The following is a 19,996-nucleotide window of genomic DNA, read 5'->3' on the forward strand; positions in this document are numbered from 1 at the left end:
TAAGACCATGGAAATCTATCTTACCGTATTTTTGGAGGATATGGTTCTAGATTAGATAATAAAATATGGCTGTATCAACTCCTAATTATTTAAAAAAAATATGGTAGTACCCAAAAAAAGATAAGTCAATAAAATTTTTTATTATAAAAAATGATTTTCAATAGGCTCAAATACTAAACATTTCCAAGATAGCAACCTACTTAAATTGTCTAGTATGTATAGAGCTCTTTTTTTGCTATTGCTCTTCTTTATGCTGTTTGTTAACCTTATCCCATCTAATTAAGACTCTAAGGAGTTGTTCTAAATGGATGCGGATTTAAAAAAAACTTTAAGTAAAATTGCTAATACAGTGCGCTCTCTTTCTATGGAAGCGGTTCAGAAAGCGAATTCCGGACATCCTGGACTTCCTATGGGCTGTGCAGAGTTTGGGGCTTTTTTATACGGATTTCTTCTATGCCATAATCCAAAAAATCCTAAGTGGCTTAATCGTGATCGGATCGTTTTATCTGCAGGTCACGGTTCTATGTGGTTATACTCTTTACTACATTTATCGGGGTTTGGTCTTTCTTTAGATGATATTAAAAATTTTCGGCAACTTCATTCTAAAACTCCAGGCCATCCAGAATATCATATTACAGATGGTGTAGAAGCTACAACCGGTCCTTTAGGCCAGGGAATTGGGAATGCTGTTGGTCAAGCGCTTGGACTTAAAATATTAGCAGAGCGATTTAATCGAGATGATTATCCTCTATTTACAAGTAAGGTTTACTGCTTAGCTGGAGACGGTTGTATTATGGAAGGTGTTTCTTCTGAGGTAAGCTCTTTTGCAGGCCATTTAAGCCTAGATAACCTGGTATTGATTTACGATGCTAATCAAGTAACTTTAGATGGTTTTCTAACGGAGTCATTTTCAGAAGATGTAAAGATGCGTTACTTCGCTTATGGATGGGATGTATTCGAAATAGATGGTTATGATTTTGATAAGATGCAAGAAGTATTTACACATATTCGCGATCATCAAACAAAACCTTGTTTTGTTATGATGCGCACCATTATTGGCAAAGGATCTCTTCATAAAGCAGGAACTTCAAAAGCGCATGGCTCTCCCTTGGGAGCAGAAGAGATTGAAGAAACAAAGAAAGCGCTTGGATTACCAGAAAAAGATTTTTATGTTCCTCAAGCCGTTTATCAATTTTTTGAAACAAGACTTGTTAAATGTATGTCTTTAGAACAAAAATGGAAAGAGATGTTTCGTAAATGGTCAGAAGAATATCCAGATCTTTACAAACTATTTCTTCAAATGGCAGAAAAAAGATTGCCCAATGACTTGGAAGAGAGATTGCGTGCAATTGAGATGAAATCTCCTTTGGCTACTCGTATGGGTTCACAAGTTGTTTTAAATACTTTAGCAGATTTAGTACCTCAATTAATTGGAGGCTCTGCTGATCTTTCCTCATCTGATATGACTATGATGAAAAGATTCCCTGTTATTGAAAGAGATCAGTATGCAGGCAGGAATATTAAGTATGGAATCAGAGAGTTTGGAATGGCAACAATTGCTACTGGGCTTGCTGAAACAAATATGATTGTTCCTTATGTAGGAACTTTTCTTACCTTTTCTGACTATATGCGTAATGCTATTCGCTTAGCCGCTCTTTCTAAGATTCAAGTAATTTATGTGTTTACACACGATTCTATTTTTTTAGGAGAAGATGGACCAACTCATCAACCCATTGAACATTTAGCCTCTCTAAGAGCCATACCCAATGTTCATTTGATTCGACCTGCGGATAATTGGGAAGTGAAAATGGCATGGATGGCAGCTCTTCGCTACCGAGGGCCTTCCATAATTGTTTTATCAAGACAAGCATTACCTGAGTTAGATATCTGCAATGTGCCTTATGAAGAGGGGATGAGTAAGGGTGCCTATATTATTAAGAAAGAACAAAATAAACCAGATTTCACTTTGATTGCAACAGGATCAGAGGTTTCTTTAGCATTAGAGGTAGCAATTGCTTTAGAAAAAGTAGATAAAGAAGTTAGAGTGATTTCCATGCCCTGCTGGCAGATTTTTGAGCTTCAAGATGATGAATATAGGAAAAAGATTATCGGTGGAGATCTGGGAGTAAGAGTGAGTATTGAAGCAGGGGTAAGCTTTGGTTGGTCTAAGTGGATTGGACCCGAAGGTATCTCTATTAGTATGGAGTCTTTTGGAGAATCTGCTCCAATAGGCGATCTAGCTGCTGAATTTGGATTTACCGTTGATGCGATTTTAAATCGATTACTATCATGAATGATCTGCTCCTTAGAGCATTGTGTTGTGAAAAAGTAGAAAGAGCCCCCATTTGGTTAATGCGACAAGCGGGGCGCTACATGCCACAATATCAGCTTTTACGTAAAAAATACTCTCTTTGGCAGCTCTTTCATATTTCTGAATTAGCAGCAGAGGTTAGTTATCTACCTATAGATCTTTTAGATATAGATGCAGCGATTGTTTTCTCAGATATTTTGGTTCTTGCAGAAGGACTTGGGCTTAAATTAGAATTTCCAGATAAAGGTGGACCTTGCGTCTATCCCCCTATTCGTTCTAAACAGCAAGTAGAGCAATTATCTATTCAGGCAGTTGAAGAAAAATTGATCTTTGTGTTTAAAACATTGCAAATTATAAAAAAACAGATTCAAGTGCCTTTAATCGGCTTCTGCGGGGGGCCTTTTACCGTTGCTACCTATTTAATCGATTCTACTAGTAAAAAACCATTTCTTTATACAAAGCAATGGATGAAAAAAGACCCGCAAAGTTTCATAGAACTTCTTACTATCTTAACCAAAGCTTCCATTATTTATCTAAAAGCTCAAGTACAAGCAGGTGCTGATGTAGTGCAGATTTTTGATTCATGGGCGAATATTCTTTCTGAAGAAGAGCTTCAGCAATTTTGTCTACCTTTTTTGCATCAAATGGTAAAAGAATTGCAATTGAAAGTTCCTGTCATTCTTTTTTGCCGTGATTCGAGTATACGTTATGCACAATTAGTAAGTCTTAACCCGACAGCAATTAGCTTAGACTGGCATCTACCTATGAAAGTGTTAAGAGAAAAAATTCCCTCTTCTATTGCTCTACAAGGAAATTTAAAACCCGATCTCTTAAAAAAATCTTCTAGTGAAATAGAAAAAGAAGTGAGTTCTTTTTTACATTCTATGAAAGGAAGTAAGGGGTTTATTGCCAGCTTAGGACATGGGGTGCTCCCCGATATTCCTTTTAAAAATGTCAAGTTATTTGTCGATATGGTGAAATCAGTTACCACTTAACAAGTGGAGGCATGGAACATAAAATAGCATCTACGTTACCTTCTGAAAGAAATCCAAATTTTGTACCTCTATCATAGAGCAAATTAAATTCTACGTAGTGAGCGCGCATTTCTAATTGCTTCTGCCTATCTTGGGGTTGATAATCCATCTGTATGCGTTTTGTATAGATTGGCAAAATAGCTTTTAAAAAAGTATTTCCAACCGTTTTCCAGACACACAAGTCTTTTTCTAGATCTTTTGTCCGATAATGATCAAAGAAAATTCCTCCTACTCCTCTTTCTTTATTTCGATGAGGAATGAAAAAGTATTCTTTTGCCTGCTTAGAGAAAAGAGGATACAGTTCTTTATTTATGGAATCTAGTGCTTCTTGAGTAGTAGTATGAAAATGTAGAGTATCTTCCGGATAGATAAACCCCATAGGAGTTAGATCATATCCTCCTCCAAACCAAAAGTTGTTTTGTGTCTGGATAAAACGAATATTGAAATGTACTGTTGGAGCATGCGGATTTAACATATGAGTAATTAGGCTAATACCGGTTGCAAAAAAGACTCCATCTGCATCTGCCATGGGAAAGCGATCCCCTTGTATTTCAGACCAATTTACCGCAGCTTTTTCAAATACTTCGCCGCGCAGTAACCCCATTTCTCCTCCTCCGCTACCTTTCGTATAATTCCAAGAAGTTTTAATAAAAGAGGCTTGAGGTTCAAGTATTTCAAAAGATGTAATAAATTTTTTTCTTAATATTTTTAGATAATTGATTATCTCATCTTTTATTTTATCTGGACAATCCTTTATACTTTTTGTTTTCATAACTTAAATTGTAGGGTTTATTATGGAGAAAAAGAAAATCATTGTTTTAGGAGCGGGTATTTCTGGTTTATCTGCTGCTTGGTATTTAAGCCAAATCTCTTTACCACTAAATATCTTGATTCTAGAAAAATCAAATCGAGTAGGAGGCTTATTTCATACAGATCATACAACAGGGTTTCATTTTGAAAAAGGACCGCGTACATTTAAAATAAATCAATGCTCTACAACCTTACAATTGGCAGAAGAATTAGGTCTTTTAAGAGAAATTATCTGGTCAGAAACGTCTTCTCATAATAGGTATTTATGGTGGAATGAAGAATTACACAGGTTTCCTAAAAATCTTATTTCTTTTTTGTGGTCTCCTTTAACAAAAGGATTTATTAAGGCATTAATTACAGAATGGAAACGCCCTACTAAACAAGGAGATGAAACAGTTTGGGAATTTGTTTTACGCCGTTTTAACTACGATGTAGCCCAAAGGTTATTTGATCCGATGGTTGTAGGGATTTTTGGTGGAGATCCTCGTCTCATTTCCATTCGAGCTCTTTTTCCTAAACTTAAAGAATGGGAAGAGGAATATGGAAGCATAACCAAAGGATTTTTAAAGAATTGGTTGCAAAAAAAAGGAGCATCTAAAAGATCTCCTTACCTTCCAAATGCGCCTTTATCTGCTATATTTTCTTTTCGTGAAGGAGTAGAACAGTTAACCTCTACGCTCCTAGCTAAAACACCAGTTTCTATTTATTACCAGCATGAAGCACAAGAAATAGTACAAATGGAAAAAGAAGTAGTTGTTAAAACCAACCAAGGAAGGTTTATAGCAGATTATGTATTTTGTGCTCTGCCTGCACTACAAGCAGGAAATCTTTTTATTAAAGATATGCCATCTCTTGGAAAGGAACTTATGTCTTTGAAAAGCGAGGGGATTATAGTTCTTAACTTTGGGTATAAAGAACGTATTTTACCTGTTGAGGGGTTTGGGTATTTAATACCTCATAGTACTAGAGAAGATATCCTAGGCGTTGTATTTGATTCTTCTATTTTTAAACAACATAATAGTTACCCTCAGGAAACCCGTCTTACCATTAAACTTAAAGATTTAGGGCAATCAGAAGAAGAAGCTATTCAAACCGCACTTTTAAGCATTCGTAAACACTTAAAAATCTCTATGCAGCCAGATGTTGTTTCTTTTAAAAAAGTTCTTTCTGCTATTCCTCAATATACAGTAGGACATCTAGAACGAATAGAAAGCCTATATCCTAAATTTCAACAAAAAATACCTCGATGTCATTTATTAGGTAATTATCTAATAGGGGTAGGTGTAGACCACTGCATTCATCATGTTAAAGAAACAGTGCAGGATTGGCATAAAAATTGTTTCTAACCACTTTTTAACTCTTTGATCTCTTCTACTAACATTCTTAGATCATCTGGAGTGTGATGAATATTAATGAAAAACCGTAGAATATAAGACCTCTTTTGATGGCAGACCATCCACTGGGAGAGAATTCCTCTTTGCAAAAGGCTTTCCCAAAAATAGCAAAGTTCTTCTTCTTGAGAAAAATGTAGGCAGATTACATGTGTAGAGGAACCGATGTCATACCCTTGCAATTGTTTTTTTATCCAATGACATCTCTGTTCTAATTGATACCTTTCCCCTTCTAAAGAAGGAATGAGCTCCAAAGCCATTTCTATGGCGCCTAAAGAAGCATAAGTTACACTGGATTCTCGATAAAAAACATTTTTTTTAATGAGGTTTTTAATCCAAGAAGAACAACCAAGAAAAGCCGCATCAGCACTTGCAGAATTACTTAAAGAACATAGAACTAAATCGATATCCCCTTGTTTAGCTGCAAGGCCTAAGCCTCTATCGCCTTTAACACCAAAAGCTAGAGAATCATCAAGAACTAATAAAGCATTGTAGGCTTGAGATAAAGAGGTGATATAATTTAAGTCGATTAAAGTTCCATTACCGCTACTAATAGATTCACAAAAGATCATTTTAACAGAACAGATAGATTGTCCTTCTTTTTTTAAAATAGCTTCTAAACTAGTTAAAGAGTTCTGATTATAAGTAAGAATCTTCAAAGGAAAATTGTAAAGGATTTTACTTAAACCCGGATCTAGGTCATCAGCAAGTAATAAGAGAACATCAGAACTTAATGAAGAAAGGAGATGCCATAGAGCTAAATAACGATTAGAGAAAAAATACAAATAAGGCATATTAATTAATTCTGCAATTTTTGCTTCAAGTGTTTTTTGGCATTCGATAAAACTCCCTGGGATTTCTGGATAACAGACTCCATTGCCGTAATGTAATAAATATTTAATCGTGTGTTTTTTCAGATCTGGATGATTGGATAGCCCTAAAAAATCTTGAGAAGAAAAATCGAGCATTTTTTTTCCTTGCCAAATCACATGAGTTGGGCTTAAAGGAAGCAAAGCGTCTTCTTGAAGTACACTTTCTTGCATGGCTAATGGATTGCTTTTCATAACTCTCATTTCAATTTATTTTTTAATATAAAAAAATTTTTCGCGTATTGAGGTATAAAATTCAAGAAAAAATTACCTCATAAAAAAATCTAGATGAGAAAAAAACAAGAAGAGTTATTCATAATATTTTTAACAAATACATTTATCATTTATTTATTAAAATTAAAAATGTTGATCTTAATTATATTTATAATCATAATATAAATTATAAAGAGATACTAATCTGTTATATTATTCTAATTTAGTAAATAACTAATATTATTTTATATTGGAATTTCATGATGAAAAAAACTGTTGTTTTATCAGCTCTAAGAGTTAGATTTCTAGAAAATATTTCTCTTTTAAAAAAAAGATTTAATCTAACTTTAGTCATTGTTGTAGTTCTAAAAAGCGTAAACATATATTCGTCAAATTTGTTGCTAGGTAACGCAGAGTCTTTTTGTTCTATTTAAGCAAAAAGTTAGCTTATCTTCTTTAACAATTATTAAATTTTAGAGGATTATGAGTATTCCAGATGTTTCCCATAGTCTCCCTAATAATATAGAGCCTCTTTTACAAGAGAGCGGTTCTTTACTAGGAAAAATTATTACTAGGATTTATACAACTACAAGCTACTTAATCTCTTCTATAGGTTCTATGGCACAGTCTATACTGTCTAATTTCATATATGTAGGGACAGTAGGGCATTATAAACTAGATGATCTAAAAGATTGTTTTTCTGTTAAGAGATCTAAGGATAGATCGACTGCCTCTTCTAAAAGGGGTGATATAGAAGAAACAAGCATCAGTGAGCCAAATAGTACTCTAAAAGAAGTCAAAGCTAGGCTTAACAGGCATACTAGTCGGATATCTGTGGGTTCTGCTACTTTGAGAAAGATTCGTTCACATAGTAGTAGTAAGGATTCTCAATATCCATCGCTTTATCCAAAGTTAGAGGAAATGGTTAAACTCGCATCTTATTCAAAAACTCCCGAGGAAAGACTTGCTGAGTTGAAGAACTCTTTAAATTAAAATAAATAATTATAAAAATTGACAAAGGTAAATAAAAAATATGGTAAGATTAAATAATTTTTTTAAAAAAATTACTCCGTTTATTCCTAATAAAAAAAAGAAAATAAATAATCCAATAAACTATTTTAAAACTCGTTTAAAAAAATGTTCTAAGAGAAGAAAAACTCTTTGGTTACAAAGAAAGTTCAGAGGGGTTATTGCTTTCTGGAATCCTTCTTAAAAAGTGTCTATTGAGAAATAGTTTCTAGTATAGAAATAATAAAACATTAATATTTTTTATATAAAAACTCAAAAAGGTTTCTATTTGAGCTCTGTTAGCTCTAATGATTTTTAAAAAATAGTTAATACAATTAACTGAAAATTTATCTATTTGGTCTTTTGTTAAAATATATTACGTAGGGCATAAATTTATGAGTAGTATTGCTTCTTCAGCTCAGGGTTCCCAAGAGATTAACAATGTAAATTCTACGCAAAATCTTCAAGGAAGCGTTTCTTTGTATGGAAGAGTTTTTCATAAAATTACTGGTAGAGGGAAGTACATTATCCAGTCTATAAATAAAGTTGCTCAGTCACTATTATCCAGATGCATATGCGTAATGTCATTTGGGCGTTATAATTTAGATAGCTTAAAGAGTTATCTTTTCTCAAACCAAACCGTTTTAAAAGGCGATGATGCATTACCAACGAGTTTTGTACCACCACCTCCCCCTCCTCCAACCCCTACTTCATCTAGTAGACTTTTTGCAAAAGTGCAGTCAGCATCATTTCAAGAATCTATTGCTTCAAGGGCTGGGTCAGCTGATGTAGGATCTAGCGTTAATCCTATACAGAAGTTTACACAAGAAGATGATCCTACATTAGGAGATAGTACTAGTTTTAGGCGTTCATCATTACATGAAGATTCTGATCCTGTAATAGAAGAAGAAAGGGATGCTAATCCTAATGTTAACTCACAGAAAAATGACATCCAGAAAAAGACAGTAGCTGGAGGTTTATTTGCAGGTGTGCAAGATAGTAAACTTTTTCAAAAAATTAAGAAAAAAGTTAATTCAGATTAATCTAATTAGAAACAATTATTCAATAGCTACTCACCTTACGCTTTCTAGATCTAAGCATGTTTTTTATTAGATATAAATAGTTTTTGATCTTAAAGATAAGGTGAGTAGTTCAACACAATACAAGGATGGTTTATGTTAACACAAGAGTTGCATAGTTCATCAACATCTCTGATTCAATATGATTCGCAGAGTTTTAGCCAAAAAATAAATAAACATTCACTAGCATATACTGTAAAAAAAACAGCAGCAGTATCTTGTATGATATTAGGAGGAGCATTTTTATTAACAGGTGTTACATTAGTCGGAATTGTTACAGGTGGACTGGCTATTCCTATTGCTGCTCCCTTTGTATTAGGTTCTCTTGGAGCTGCAGGCATTACCGGTGGTGGATGTGTACTTGGTTCTATGAAAGTTAATAGAGCAGCTCAAAAAGTGTTGGTAGCAGCTCATTTAATCGAGCAAGAGACAGAAAACCTAGAGCAGCAACTTAAAGAACAAGGCCCTATAGTTGCATCTCTTGCAGAAAAGTTAGAGAATTTACAAATTCAAGCAGAAAGTCTAGAGAAAATACTAGATCAAGGCGATCAAGAGTTAGAAGAAGCAGATCAAAAGATAGAGCAAACAAAAAAGCAAAAAAAAGAATTTGAAAAGGGCTTGAATAAGATACAAAGCTTAACCCATTCTCTAAATGAAACTTTAACAAAGCTTCAAAATATTCCTACTTCCGATAAAGAACTAAAAACACTAGAAAAGCAGATAGATAAAATGACTAAAAAGCTGGATCAGCTAAATGAAAATGTACTTCGCATAGAACCAAGTCTTAAAGAGCATAACAAAGAACTACAGCAGTTAAAAAAAAACCTTATCTATTTACAAGGGATAAAACTATCTCTTGAACAACCTTCCACAGAATTAGAAAAAATTGCATATTCCATTCGATCAAAAAATAAAAGACCAGGATAAGGAGATTTTTAAGATGAGCATCATTTCTACTGGTTATCGAGCGCTTTCGGGAATAGTGAACCTTGGTAAGCATGTATCTCCTGCAACTGGGGCTATGTTAGCAGCAGCAGCAGCTGCTAGCGGCAGCATTTCACCTGTTCCTAGGGCTTTGCTCTTAGGGGGGACTTTACTAGGTGCTTACTATAATGCCAAACAAGATATTCAAATCGAAACGCTAAAGAGCAGCTTGAGCAATATGGATGGTGCGCTGCAAAAGCTAGAGCATCTTTCACAACAAGTAAAAGATCAAGTACCAGGTCTTAAAGATGTGTGTAATAAAGTAGATGGTTTAATGCCAAAGGTAGATGCGAGGCTTAGCGAGCAAGAAAAGCGTTTAGTTCGAATAGGAAATTCTCTAAAAACAATCAAAGAGTATCAGAATGGATTTACCTCTCTTGGTGGTACTTTAGAAAACCTTCATAAACAAGAAATCCAACTTGTTGAGCATGTAGGTCATTTTCAAGATCTGACCAATAAGCAACAAGATTTTAGAAGAAGTATGAGCGAACAACTTGCTCACTGGGATAGTTTGGCTAAAGAATTAGAACAATTCGATGGAATGAACCATAAAGGGTTAGTTCAAGAGATTCGTCAAGAGATTCATAATTTAACCCAAGCTGTAAATAGAGCAAATGTGTTAAAACAAAGAGAAATAGAAGTTATAGATCGATATAACTGCTCAAACCCCCAAGAACGTGCTCAGGTAGCTGCTAAACTGGCTTTCCAGCCAAAAGTTGTACACTCCATTCCTTTGATAGGAGATAGGGTAAATTGACAGATGGGTTAGTAATTATCGCGGTTTACAATGAGAAGAGGATGAAGTTGATTACTGAGACTATCACCAAATACGTAGCCCCATTTTTTGAGCATGTGTTGGTGAGGATCTCTTATCTCTTGTTGGTAGATTGCTTTTTCAGGAGCAAAACTTACAATAAGAAGTTTTAGGTCTTCTAATCCAAAAAGTAAAGGCCACGGAATAGGATAGTCTGGAGCTAGAAATAGAATATTACCTTTTTGAGGGAAAGGAAAATGGGATTTTAATAGTTTAGAAAAAGATAGAGGAATCAACATGCTTCCAGCTAGTGGTTTAATGCAAGAGAGCTCTTCTAAGGACCATGTTGTTTGAATGGGAGATGGGGAAGTAGCTTTTATGTATTGATCGAAAGCTATTCTTAAGGGAAAGGTATTGAAAAGCTCAGCAATAATCTTAATTGAAGAACGTTTATGTAAGATTTCTTTGAGTTCTTTGTTATCGCGCCATAGATCATACCCTTGTAGAAAAGAACTTCCTGAGTCCGTTCTTTTAGCTAGGGTTAGATCGGAGAGTTTTTCTATTTGAGCGATTTTTTCTAGAGGCAATAATCCTTCAATTTCAATAAAATGGTTTCTTCGAAAAAATTCTTTTTGATCATCTGTTAGCAAAAGGCGCATGTGAGTCTATAATTGGTTGATTCGTTTAAGAGCTAAATCTATTTTGTCGGGAGTAGTAAAGGCAGAAAAACGAACAAACCCTGCTCCGTATTTTCCAAATCCTACCCCTGGAATACTAATTAAATGGCATTTAATCAAAAGTTCATCGAAAAATTCCCATGAGGTCTTGTCTCTAGGGGTTTTAACCCAAATATAGGGGCTGTCTATCCCTCCGTAGCAGTCAAGTCCTAATTGAATCAAACCTTGTTTTAACGCTTTGGCTTGAGTTAAGTAATTATTTATTTGAATTTTTATTTCACTCTGACCTTGTGGAAGCAGAGTAGCGAAAGCTCCTTTTTGGATAGGATAGGCAATTCCATTGGACTTAGCAGCCTGCCTTCGACTCCATAAAGTGTGTAAAGATACTTCTTGATCGTCATAGCGTGCTTTAAGGGCTTTAGGAAGGATTGTATACGAGCAACGCAGACCTGTAAATCCAGCGGATTTAGAAAAGCTGCGAAATTCAATTACACATTCTTTAGCACCTGGAATTTCAAAAATAGAATGAGGAACATCTGCTGAGTTAATAAATGCTTCATAAGCGTGATCAAAAAAGATAATAGCTTTGTTTTTTAAAGCATAATTCACCCAAATAGTCAGAAGAGCTCTATTCATAGCAACGCCTGTTGGGTTATTAGGAGAGCATAAATAGATCAGATCACAGGCTTCAGATGGGGGATAGGGATGAAATTGATTGATTTCTAAACAAGGTAAAGTAATGATTTTGGTTCGGCCTGAAAGAATTGTCGCGTCAAGATAAGCGGGATAAGTAGGGTCTGGAATTCCTACGCTGCAGGATAAGGAAAACAAATCTAGAATATTCGTGATGTCTGTATTGATGCCATCTGAAATAAAAATCTCATCTGGGGTGATTTGTAGGGCAGCAAAGTGCGTATTTACGATGGCTTCTCGTAAGAATAGATAGCCATTGCTAGGCCCATATCCTTTTAGACCAGAGGGAGTTCCCATCTCTAGCACAGCCTGGCTCATTGCTTGGGCTGCAGTAGGAATTAAAGGTAGTGCTATATCTCCTATACTTAAATTAATCAGTTGATCAGGAGAGATTTTTTTATGTAACATGTCTATTTTTTCTTCAATTACTGAAAAAATGTATGTGCGTTTTAGCCTCTGAAAACAAGAATTAATCGCAACCATGAAAACCCCTAAGATGATACAGTATGTCTGGTCTTAATTAAAAAGTAAAGAGAGAGAAGATAAGCATGGAGCATGTCATGGAGATAAATCCATTTGAAGCATTACTTGAGAAAATATCAGAAATCGAAGAACGTTTAAATTATCAATTTAAAAATAAAAAAATCCTTTTTTTAGCTTTTGTTCATCGATCATTTTTTAATGAATATCGAGCAGTTGTTGATCAGCATAATGAACGATTAGAATTTTTAGGAGACTCAGTTTTAGAATTGATTATTTCTGATTATGTATATGAACATTTGCCAACAGAACCTGAGGGCTATCTTTCTAATTTACGTTCTTATATTGTGGAGGCAAGTAATTGTGCTCAGCTTGCCGTTAAGTTAAATGTTGCAGAATTTATTTTATTGGGTAAAGGTGAAAGGATGAACGATGGGCGTGGTAGAGAAAAAATTATAGCTGATTTATTTGAAGCGCTTATTGGAGCCATTTATAAAGATGGAGGGCTAGAAGCTACTCGTCAGTTTTTTTTACATCATTTTGAAGAAAGTATTAAAGAAATTATTTATATGCCTTTGAGAAATTGGAAAGCGGAACTACAAGATTATGCGCAAAAAAAACACCAAAAGCCGCCTATTTATAAAGTATTAAAAGAATCAGGGCCTGATCATAGCAAAATATTTCAAGTGATCGCTTATATTGAAGATCAAAAAATAGGAGAGGGAATAGGTCCTTCCAAAAAACAAGCAGAACAAGCAGCTGCTGAAAATGCACTGAATAAATTGGAAATCAAATATGACGATTAAACAGCGTTCAATTTGGTGCTGTAGTGAATGCGGGCTTACTCAAGCTAAATGGACGGGGAGTTGTCCCTCTTGTCAAAAGTGGAATACTTTTGAAAAGGAAATTCAAGCAGTTGATAAATCGGAGAGGTTTACACATAGCAAATCACAGCCTTTACGGATTAAAGAGATCAAGTTCGAGGAATCCATGCGTATCTCAACAAAGCTGATTGAGCTTGATCGTTTGTTGGGAGGCGGCATTGTCCCTGGTTCTTTAACACTCATTGGAGGCGATCCTGGGATCGGGAAATCTACTCTTATGTTGCAACTTGCTCAAAAACTAGCTGAACAAGGATTAACCGTTCTTTATATTTGTGGAGAGGAGTCTGTTGAGCAAACTTCTTTAAGAGCTTTAAGGCTCAAGGTGCAAGATGAACATCTATTTTTATTGAGTGAGGCTCTTTTTTCTCATATTAAATTACAAATTGAGCGTTTAAAGCCTGATATCATGATTGTTGATTCGATACAGATTGTATATAAAAGCGAAATTCCTTCTGCTCCAGGCTCTGTTAGTCAAGTACGAGAATTAGCTATGGAATTTATGCATCTCGCAAAAGGATTAAAAATTGCTACTTTTCTCATAGGTCACGTGACAAAATCAGGAGAGATTGCAGGTCCTAAAGTACTAGAACATATTGTGGATACCGTATTGGATTTTGAAGGAGAAAAACAGCAAGGATATCGGATGCTACGTTCTGTAAAAAATCGCTTTGGTCCCACAGATGAGATTGCTTTATTTCAAATGAATACAGCAGGGCTTACCGAAGTGCATAACCCTTCTTTGTTATTTATGGAAGAGCGCACAAAAGAGCTACCAGGCTCTGTAATTATTCCTGCTCTAGAAGGGAGTCGTTCTCTACTAGTAGAAGTACAAGCTTTGGTTGCTCCTTCTTCTTTCTCTACCTCAACGCGTAAATCAACAGGATTAGATCCCAATAGATTAAGTCTATTATTAGCGGTATTAGAGAAGAAAATGGATTATCGATTATATAACTGCGATATATTTGTATGTATTGCAGGAGGTTTGAAAGTTTTTGAGCCAGCTATTGATTTAGGCGTGATTCTAGCTATTGCTTCTTCTTTTTGTAACCATTGTATCGATCCTTCAACAGCCATTGTTGGTGAAGTAGGACTAGGTGGTGAAGTGCGAGGAGTTTCTCGGATTGAAAATAGAATTCGAGAGGTCATTCATATGGGATTTAAGCAATGTGTTATTCCTAAACGCAATATAAAAGGTATTTCCTCTGATCTATTGCACAAAATTCATCTCATTGAAGTAGAAGTTGTGGAGGATGCTATTCATGCACTTATGTAATCAAATCTTTGTAGCTGCGCGAGACTCTCATCTATCGCGCGCTCAAGTAAAAGAAGTACACCAAGAGCTGCAGATGATTCATCCAAATCGTGTTTTTGTTCCTACTTGGATTCGGACAACAGGAGATGACAGATTAGATCTTTCTTTGAGATTTTTAAGTAAAACCGATTTTTTTACTAAAGAAGTAGATCAGTTGGTGTTATCTGGGATTTGTAGAGTAGGAATTCACTCGGCTAAAGATTTACCAGATCCTTTAGAGCGGGGTTTAAAAATAGTTGCTATTACGAGAGGGGTAGATGCAAGAGATGTTTTAGTTTTATCTCCTCATCAAACCATAGACACCTTGCCAAAAAAAGCACGTATTGCTACCTCTTCTCTGCGTCGTGAAAAATCTATTAAAAGTATAAGAGAAGATCTGGTTTGTGTAGACATTCGCGGAGTGATTGAAGCTCGTTTGGCTTATCTTTACCGAAGAGAAGTTGAGGGATTGGTTGTAGCTGAAGCTGCATTGATTCGTTTAGGTTTAACTCATCTAAATCGGTTTTTTTTATCCACAGAAGTAGCTGCATTGCAAGGTAAATTAGCCGTTGTTGCTAGGCAAGACGATCAAGAGATGTTACAGGTTTTTTCTACTATAAATACTTTCCAAGAACTAGATCTTATCAATAGTTATTTGTGAAGAAAGCTCTCTATCTAGGAACAGACCCTTCTTATTATAAAGCAAAGGGGGTCCAAATTATTCACTATCCCGTGATTCAAATTGTGCCCAGAATAGACTCCTGTGTTAAAGCAGCTTATAGCAAGTTATCAAGCTATACACACCTTTTATTTACTAGTAAAAATACAGTTCAGGTTTTTTTTCAGCAGTTAAATAGCCTTGGTATATCTAAAGAAATTTTACAGCCGATTATCATCATTGCCATTGGCCAAATTACTGCTAGTTATATAAAAGAATATACCCATTGTTCTTTTGTTGCAGAAGAAGAGACGCAAGAAGGAATAGTTGCTTTTTTGTGTACACAGCCTCTAGAAAAAACTCATTTTTTTTTCCCTCGTTCCAACCTTTCTAGAAATGTAATCATAGATTTTTTTCAAAAATCAAATATCTTGTTCCAAGATTGTTTTATTTACAATACAGTGACTCAAAAAAATCAACCTATTCCTCATCTAGAAGAAATAGATGAAATTATTTTTACAAGTCCTTCGACTGTTAAAGCTTTTTTAGAGATTTTTTCTGCTATTCCCTTAGATAAAAAGCTTACAGCTATAGGGCCTATTACACAAAAAGCATTATCTAAAATACTTTAAGACGTTGCTATTTCCAAAGGTGTAAAGCTAGCTAGCAACTCTTCTATTTTATCGGTATTTTCCCAGGGGAAAATGGTGTCGTCTCTTCCAAAGTGTCCATACGCTGCGGTTTTTGCATAGATCGGTTGCAATAAATTAAGCTGTTGGATAATAGCATGAGGCCTTAAATCAAAGTGCTGTAGAATAATTTGCATAATCTTTTTTTCATCGATGTGATTAGTGCCAAAGGTCTCTACAAAAACAGAAGTTGGTTTCGCTACGCCAATAGCATAAGAGATTTGAATTTCACAACGATCGGCAAATCCCGCAGCTACAATATTTTTAGCCACATATCTTCCCATATAAGCTGCACAACGATCTACTTTGGAAGGATCTTTACCAGAAAAAGCTCCTCCTCCATGGCGTGCTGCACCACCGTAGGAGTCTACAATAATTTTACGACCTGTTAAACCGCAGTCGGCTTGTGGACCTCCGATCACAAAACGGCCTGTAGGATTAATGAGATAACGTGTATCTTTTGTAATCCATTTAGCTGGAATTACTGGTTTAATCATCTCTTCGATAACAGCTTCTTTTAAATCGGAATAACTCATTTCTTCTTTGTGTTGTGTAGATAAAACAATGGTGTCTACATAAGTTGGTTTTTTATCGATATAACAAAAAGTGACCTGACTTTTTGCATCTGGTTGAAGCCAAGGTAACTTACCCGATTTACGCAAAAAGGCTTGGCGCTGCATTAAGCGGTGAGCATAGGTAATTGGTGCTGGCATCAGCACATCTGTTTCATTAGTAGCATAGCCAAACATCAACCCCTGGTCTCCAGCACCTTGATCGTCTTCTGTTCGATCTACACCGATAGCAATATCGCTAGACTGTTGGCTAATAGCATTGATAATAGAGCAAGAATTTGCATCAAGACCTGAACTTATATTGTCATAGCCTATGTTTAGGAGTAAATTTCGAATAACTCTTTCCCAATTTATTTGCGCCTGTGCGCTGATTTCCCCCGCAACAACAACCATAGATGTTTTTACTAAAGTTTCACAAGCCACTCTTGCTTTAGGGTCTTGAGCCAAAGCAAGATCTAAGATCGTATCGGAAATCTGATCCGCTACTTTGTCAGGATGTCCTTCAGAAACAGATTCTGAAGTGAATAAATAGGATTTTGTCATAAGGAATCTCTTGGGTTTTATGTAGATGTTAGAAAGTTTTTAATTTTTTTTTAGAAAATTTGTCAATCTAAAGAAAGAATGTCTGTAAATAAAAAAGCAAACAGTCAAGTATATCGGCGTAATCTCAAATGATGCAGCAATAACAAAATATTTACGGCTATCGATGACAAAAGCGACCTCATGTCTAAGGTCTAAATTTTTTTTTGGGTATGCTCTATCAAGCAAACTCTAGTTCCTTTCCCTTGTAACTTTTATCTAATGCAACAAAAACTAAGTTATAAGGACCCTTCATTCTTTTGCATCTACTGTATGTCCATGATGCCGTAGTTCCTTGTGGAAACTTCCGCCATGCTTCTAGGCATATCTGTGAGTGTTCTCGTGACTGACAGTTCTGCACCTCTTGAGCCAGCTGAAAATTTGTTCAGGACTCCATTACAATCTGAGCTTACTTTCAATTAAAGGTAATCAGTAATCAATTTGAAAACATCTATTTATTTTACAGTCATTTTGCATAAAATAAATTATTTTAATATCCTTGATTGAAAAATTTGTGATTGCATGGAAAAATGGTCAAAAAAATTTTCCGACTGAAAAAGAAGTAGTTGTAAGTTTTTTATTTTTTTTATGCCCTTAACTAACAAAAAGAGTAAACATGAGAATACCAATTGAGAGCTTTTATACCAGTGGCTCTGCTAATATAAGCAACCTTTGGTATGAGAACGGGTCTTTCTCTGTTCAAAGAGGAGATAGAAGCCTCTTTCAGATTTCTAAGGACAATACAGATAAAAGTTTGCAAGGAATTTCTCTCGAACAAATTGAGAAAGTCAAAAGGATCGGATACTTTACCATAGTCGAAAGTCTGGGGTTTTCTGGCGATTATTCCATTAGGTATACATGCAGACTTTTTGGAGGAGGAAATGGACCTTCTCATGAGAGCAATAGTAACAACGTCTCTAGTCACAGTGCTTCCAGCAACAATGATTATGCCTGTACGCATAATGATAGACCTGGGATTTCCATTGCTGATATCGCAGAGCATGCGGGGCAATTTGAACTTTGGAAGTGTTGGAAGAGATGTAATGGACCTTGTGTCTGGTCATGAACCTTTCGGAGGATTTAATCAAGCACCAAGCTCTGTAAGTGAGTCCAGTTCTTCGAATTCAAGCTCTGCAGATGCATCAAAAACAGAATGAGTATGTTGAAAAATATAATAGAGATCTCTACAGGATCTTTGGTGATTTTATTTTTTACCTTCTTTAGAATCGGAATAGCTGCTTTTCTTTTGGAGTGGTCTTGGTCAAGGCTAAGAAAAGAGAAGATTACATTTAGAGGTTTCATTTCATTTTTTATTTTTTGCTTAGGAATAGGAATCCTGTTGTGGTCTAAATAAGAAAGGCAATCTATCCTTTGCAAATTGGAGAACATCACTTTATGCTGCTTGTTACAGCAGGGTCTAAAAGAGAAGCAATGAATGAGTGTTCTTCAGATTTACATATGCTTCATCTTGATGATTTAGATGGCCACATAAATATTGATAAAGTAGATGAATATTTTATCACACTGAAATACACAAGATTAGATAAAGATCTAGCACAACCTACTAATGGATACCTAAACTTACGCAGTTAGGTAAGTGGAACTAAACTGGACTGTGATTAGGCAAATCCTGAACATCTTATTCACTAAAATTTAGTGAATAAAAATGATTTTTTAGAATAAAACGTCTCAATCTTTCTCTATTAATTCATTTTATTGCAGACTGGTTCTCTTTGTAGTATTCTATAATAGAATGGATGCTATCAGAATTTTTGGTTTTTACAGAATTGAGATCCTTAAAAATTGCTTAATCCATTCAGTTTCTTCTTTGCTGTTCTCAGCCACTTTATCGCTTAAACCATTCACAAAAAGATGAATGAAATCGGATCTATTGAGGTTCTTGGTTTACCTATCAAAATGGTTAAAGGCTTAAAAATTTCTGGCTTCATAGGTGATGGGCCTGTTGCTTTGTTTTTATTAAAGCAAGCTATCTACGAAACAGCCACAAAAGGTAATAACGTTATCCTATGTTAAGAGATGCAGATTGAAGTGTTGGAGAAGGAATGCAAACTGGATCTGTGTGTCACATAGAACGATTGAAAACCCTTCTTTTAAAGAAATCTCTTTTTTTGTGTAAGTCCAGACTTGGAAGGTTGCAATGGAATGCCAGACTCTGAATCAAGTTTTTTATCTTATTTTGTGTAAGGAAAACTACTAAAAAAATGCCATGTTATACTATAGGCTTTTGCAAAATATTAGTAAGCGGTTTATATTCAAAATCACATCATTTATCTTAAAAATAGCGGAGTTTATTTTCATGCCTGCGTCTTACACACTACCCGATCTTCCTTATGATTTTTCTGCTTTAGAACCGATCATTTCTGCAGAGATTATGAAATTGCATTATTCTAAGCACCATGCTGGATATGTAACCAATGTAAATGCTGCTTTAGAAAAATATGTAGAAGCGGAAAAAAAGAAAGATTTATCTACAATGATTGAACTGCAGCAGACTATTAAATTTAATGGAGGGGGTCATCTCAACCATAGTATTTTTTGGACTAACTTAGCTCCTATAGATAAAGGAGGAGGGGAAAAGCCCAAAGGGGAGCTTTTAAAGGCTATTATAGGGCAATTTGGTTCTTTAGAGCATCTAATAGAGCAACTTAGCTCTATAACTACTGCTATTCAAGGCTCTGGTTGGGGTTGGTTAGGTTATAGTCGAGTAGAAAAAAAAATCGTAATGACTACATGCGCTAATCAAGATCCTCTTTGTACAAAGAAGTATGTACCATTGCTAGGGATTGACGTTTGGGAGCATGCCTATTACCTAGACTATAAGAATGTTAGAGCTGATTATATAAAAAATATTTTTAAGGTGATCAATTGGAAGAATGTGGAAGAGCGATTTCTTTCTGCAAAAAAATAAATTTAAATAAAGGGTTTTTAATTTTGGTTGTTGCTTAAAGAATAGCTTTAAATATATAATTACTTTCTATGTTACAAAATTAAATGGTTTT

At 35.2% G+C, this 19,996-nt stretch carries 20 protein-coding genes; 15 read left to right on the plus strand and 5 right to left on the minus strand.

Annotated elements, in window-relative coordinates; genetic code table 11:
* Positions 1–304: 304 nt before the first annotated feature.
* Together tkt and hemE are read left to right on the plus strand one after the other, a co-directional pair.
* Positions 305–2,293: a transketolase gene (gene tkt, locus RHAB15C_RS01380; protein WP_194845486.1), complete on the plus strand. Its 1,989-nt coding sequence runs from the start codon at positions 305–307 to the stop codon at positions 2,291–2,293.
* Positions 2,290–3,306, plus strand: coding sequence for a uroporphyrinogen decarboxylase (hemE, locus tag RHAB15C_RS01385; protein WP_194845485.1), 1,017 nt, complete (start codon positions 2,290–2,292; stop codon positions 3,304–3,306). Before tkt ends, hemE begins: the two co-directional genes overlap by 4 nt.
* Here the strand turns inward: hemE and hemF are convergent.
* Positions 3,296–4,117: an oxygen-dependent coproporphyrinogen oxidase gene (gene hemF / locus RHAB15C_RS01390; protein ID WP_194845484.1), complete on the minus strand. Its 822-nt coding sequence runs from the start codon at positions 4,115–4,117 to the stop codon at positions 3,296–3,298. The genes hemE and hemF overlap by 11 nt on opposite strands.
* Before the next feature lie 22 nt (positions 4,118–4,139).
* Here hemF and hemG point away from each other — a divergent pair, with 22 nt between their 5' ends.
* Positions 4,140–5,501, plus strand: coding sequence for a protoporphyrinogen oxidase (hemG, locus tag RHAB15C_RS01395; RefSeq protein ID WP_194845483.1), 1,362 nt, complete (start codon positions 4,140–4,142; stop codon positions 5,499–5,501).
* On the opposite strand, the gene RHAB15C_RS01400 is transcribed toward hemG, so the two are convergent.
* Positions 5,498–6,610, minus strand: a complete 1,113-nt coding sequence (locus RHAB15C_RS01400) for an aminotransferase class I/II-fold pyridoxal phosphate-dependent enzyme (RefSeq protein WP_194845482.1) — start codon at positions 6,608–6,610, stop codon at positions 5,498–5,500. The two genes, hemG and RHAB15C_RS01400, sit on opposite strands and share 4 nt — an antisense overlap.
* Before the next feature lie 501 nt (positions 6,611–7,111).
* On the opposite strand from RHAB15C_RS01400, the gene RHAB15C_RS01405 reads away from it, so the two are divergent.
* The 4 genes from RHAB15C_RS01405 to RHAB15C_RS01420 all read left to right on the plus strand — a co-directional run bounded on the left by RHAB15C_RS01405 (position 7,112) and on the right by RHAB15C_RS01420 (position 10,456).
* Complete coding sequence (locus RHAB15C_RS01405) at positions 7,112–7,621, plus strand: hypothetical protein (protein WP_194845481.1); 510 nt, start codon at positions 7,112–7,114, stop codon at positions 7,619–7,621.
* A 410-nt stretch (positions 7,622–8,031) separates the two neighbouring features.
* Positions 8,032–8,679: a hypothetical protein gene (locus tag RHAB15C_RS01410; protein ID WP_194845480.1), complete on the plus strand. Its 648-nt coding sequence runs from the start codon at positions 8,032–8,034 to the stop codon at positions 8,677–8,679.
* A gap of 132 nt (positions 8,680–8,811) precedes the next feature.
* The gene (locus tag RHAB15C_RS01415; protein WP_194845479.1) at positions 8,812–9,642 is read left to right on the plus strand and encodes a hypothetical protein; all 831 of its coding nucleotides are present in this window, start codon (positions 8,812–8,814) and stop codon (positions 9,640–9,642) included.
* A gap of 13 nt (positions 9,643–9,655) precedes the next feature.
* Complete coding sequence (locus RHAB15C_RS01420) at positions 9,656–10,456, plus strand: coiled-coil domain-containing protein (RefSeq protein ID WP_194845478.1); 801 nt, start codon at positions 9,656–9,658, stop codon at positions 10,454–10,456.
* An 8-nt stretch (positions 10,457–10,464) separates the two neighbouring features.
* Here RHAB15C_RS01420 and RHAB15C_RS01425 read toward each other — a convergent pair whose 3' ends face one another.
* Together RHAB15C_RS01425 and RHAB15C_RS01430 are read right to left on the minus strand one after the other, a co-directional pair.
* Positions 10,465–11,112: a phytanoyl-CoA dioxygenase family protein gene (locus RHAB15C_RS01425; RefSeq protein ID WP_194845477.1), complete on the minus strand. Its 648-nt coding sequence runs from the start codon at positions 11,110–11,112 to the stop codon at positions 10,465–10,467.
* Between the two features lie 6 nt (positions 11,113–11,118).
* Entirely contained in the window at positions 11,119–12,306 is a 1,188-nt protein-coding gene (locus RHAB15C_RS01430) for an LL-diaminopimelate aminotransferase (RefSeq protein WP_194845476.1), read from the minus strand.
* Between the two features lie 77 nt (positions 12,307–12,383).
* Between RHAB15C_RS01430 and rnc the strand changes: the two genes are divergently transcribed.
* From rnc to RHAB15C_RS01450, 4 genes are read left to right on the plus strand one after another with little or no spacing between them, the layout of a single operon-like run.
* The gene (gene rnc / locus RHAB15C_RS01435) at positions 12,384–13,109 is read left to right on the plus strand and encodes a ribonuclease III (RefSeq protein ID WP_246587579.1); all 726 of its coding nucleotides are present in this window, start codon (positions 12,384–12,386) and stop codon (positions 13,107–13,109) included.
* Positions 13,099–14,460 carry a DNA repair protein RadA gene (radA, locus tag RHAB15C_RS01440; RefSeq protein ID WP_194845474.1) on the plus strand — a complete coding sequence of 454 codons (1,362 nt, stop codon included), beginning with the start codon at positions 13,099–13,101 and terminating at the stop codon, positions 14,458–14,460. Before rnc ends, radA begins: the two co-directional genes overlap by 11 nt.
* On the plus strand, positions 14,447–15,139 hold the full coding sequence (gene hemC, locus RHAB15C_RS01445; RefSeq protein WP_194845473.1) for a hydroxymethylbilane synthase: 693 nt from the start codon (positions 14,447–14,449) through the stop codon (positions 15,137–15,139). The genes radA and hemC overlap by 14 nt, the downstream gene beginning before the upstream one ends.
* The gene (locus RHAB15C_RS01450; RefSeq protein ID WP_194845472.1) at positions 15,136–15,768 is read left to right on the plus strand and encodes a uroporphyrinogen-III synthase; all 633 of its coding nucleotides are present in this window, start codon (positions 15,136–15,138) and stop codon (positions 15,766–15,768) included. Before hemC ends, RHAB15C_RS01450 begins: the two co-directional genes overlap by 4 nt.
* Here RHAB15C_RS01450 and metK read toward each other — a convergent pair.
* Complete coding sequence (gene metK / locus RHAB15C_RS01455) at positions 15,765–16,940, minus strand: methionine adenosyltransferase (protein ID WP_194845471.1); 1,176 nt, start codon at positions 16,938–16,940, stop codon at positions 15,765–15,767. The genes RHAB15C_RS01450 and metK overlap by 4 nt on opposite strands.
* Positions 16,941–17,592: 652 nt before the next feature.
* On the opposite strand from metK, the gene RHAB15C_RS01460 reads away from it, so the two are divergent.
* From RHAB15C_RS01460 to RHAB15C_RS01475, 4 genes are all read left to right on the plus strand, one after another.
* Positions 17,593–18,042 carry a hypothetical protein gene (locus RHAB15C_RS01460; protein ID WP_194845470.1) on the plus strand — a complete coding sequence of 150 codons (450 nt, stop codon included), beginning with the start codon at positions 17,593–17,595 and terminating at the stop codon, positions 18,040–18,042.
* Positions 18,043–18,371: 329 nt separating this feature from the next.
* Positions 18,372–18,569: a hypothetical protein gene (locus tag RHAB15C_RS01465; RefSeq protein WP_194845469.1), complete on the plus strand. Its 198-nt coding sequence runs from the start codon at positions 18,372–18,374 to the stop codon at positions 18,567–18,569.
* A 279-nt stretch (positions 18,570–18,848) separates the two neighbouring features.
* Complete coding sequence (locus RHAB15C_RS01470; protein ID WP_220716060.1) at positions 18,849–19,010, plus strand: hypothetical protein; 162 nt, start codon at positions 18,849–18,851, stop codon at positions 19,008–19,010.
* Positions 19,011–19,293: 283 nt separating this feature from the next.
* Positions 19,294–19,905, plus strand: coding sequence for a Fe-Mn family superoxide dismutase (locus RHAB15C_RS01475; protein WP_194845468.1), 612 nt, complete (start codon positions 19,294–19,296; stop codon positions 19,903–19,905).
* Positions 19,906–19,996: the final 91 nt, after the last annotated feature.

It is taken from the genome of Candidatus Rhabdochlamydia porcellionis (genome assembly GCF_015356815.2).
Taxonomy (GTDB): Bacteria; Chlamydiota; Chlamydiia; order Chlamydiales; family Rhabdochlamydiaceae; genus Rhabdochlamydia; species Rhabdochlamydia porcellionis.

Coding starts and splice junctions, on each gene's coding strand:
- tkt (WP_194845486.1), top strand. CDS start 305: ATGGATGCGGATTTAAAAAAAACTTTAAGTAAAATTGCTAATACAGTG.
- hemE (WP_194845485.1), top strand. CDS start 2,290: ATGAATGATCTGCTCCTTAGAGCATTGTGTTGTGAAAAAGTAGAAAGA.
- hemF (WP_194845484.1), bottom strand. CDS start 4,117: ATGAAAACAAAAAGTATAAAGGATTGTCCAGATAAAATAAAAGATGAG.
- hemG (WP_194845483.1), top strand. CDS start 4,140: ATGGAGAAAAAGAAAATCATTGTTTTAGGAGCGGGTATTTCTGGTTTA.
- RHAB15C_RS01400 (WP_194845482.1), bottom strand. CDS start 6,610: ATGAAAAGCAATCCATTAGCCATGCAAGAAAGTGTACTTCAAGAAGAC.
- RHAB15C_RS01405 (WP_194845481.1), top strand. CDS start 7,112: ATGAGTATTCCAGATGTTTCCCATAGTCTCCCTAATAATATAGAGCCT.
- RHAB15C_RS01410 (WP_194845480.1), top strand. CDS start 8,032: ATGAGTAGTATTGCTTCTTCAGCTCAGGGTTCCCAAGAGATTAACAAT.
- RHAB15C_RS01415 (WP_194845479.1), top strand. CDS start 8,812: ATGTTAACACAAGAGTTGCATAGTTCATCAACATCTCTGATTCAATAT.
- RHAB15C_RS01420 (WP_194845478.1), top strand. CDS start 9,656: ATGAGCATCATTTCTACTGGTTATCGAGCGCTTTCGGGAATAGTGAAC.
- RHAB15C_RS01425 (WP_194845477.1), bottom strand. CDS start 11,112: ATGCGCCTTTTGCTAACAGATGATCAAAAAGAATTTTTTCGAAGAAAC.
- RHAB15C_RS01430 (WP_194845476.1), bottom strand. CDS start 12,306: ATGGTTGCGATTAATTCTTGTTTTCAGAGGCTAAAACGCACATACATT.
- rnc (WP_246587579.1), top strand. CDS start 12,384: ATGGAGATAAATCCATTTGAAGCATTACTTGAGAAAATATCAGAAATC.
- radA (WP_194845474.1), top strand. CDS start 13,099: ATGACGATTAAACAGCGTTCAATTTGGTGCTGTAGTGAATGCGGGCTT.
- hemC (WP_194845473.1), top strand. CDS start 14,447: ATGCACTTATGTAATCAAATCTTTGTAGCTGCGCGAGACTCTCATCTA.
- metK (WP_194845471.1), bottom strand. CDS start 16,940: ATGACAAAATCCTATTTATTCACTTCAGAATCTGTTTCTGAAGGACAT.
- RHAB15C_RS01460 (WP_194845470.1), top strand. CDS start 17,593: ATGAGAATACCAATTGAGAGCTTTTATACCAGTGGCTCTGCTAATATA.
- RHAB15C_RS01465 (WP_194845469.1), top strand. CDS start 18,372: ATGCTGCTTGTTACAGCAGGGTCTAAAAGAGAAGCAATGAATGAGTGT.
- RHAB15C_RS01470 (WP_220716060.1), top strand. CDS start 18,849: ATGAATGAAATCGGATCTATTGAGGTTCTTGGTTTACCTATCAAAATG.
- RHAB15C_RS01475 (WP_194845468.1), top strand. CDS start 19,294: ATGCCTGCGTCTTACACACTACCCGATCTTCCTTATGATTTTTCTGCT.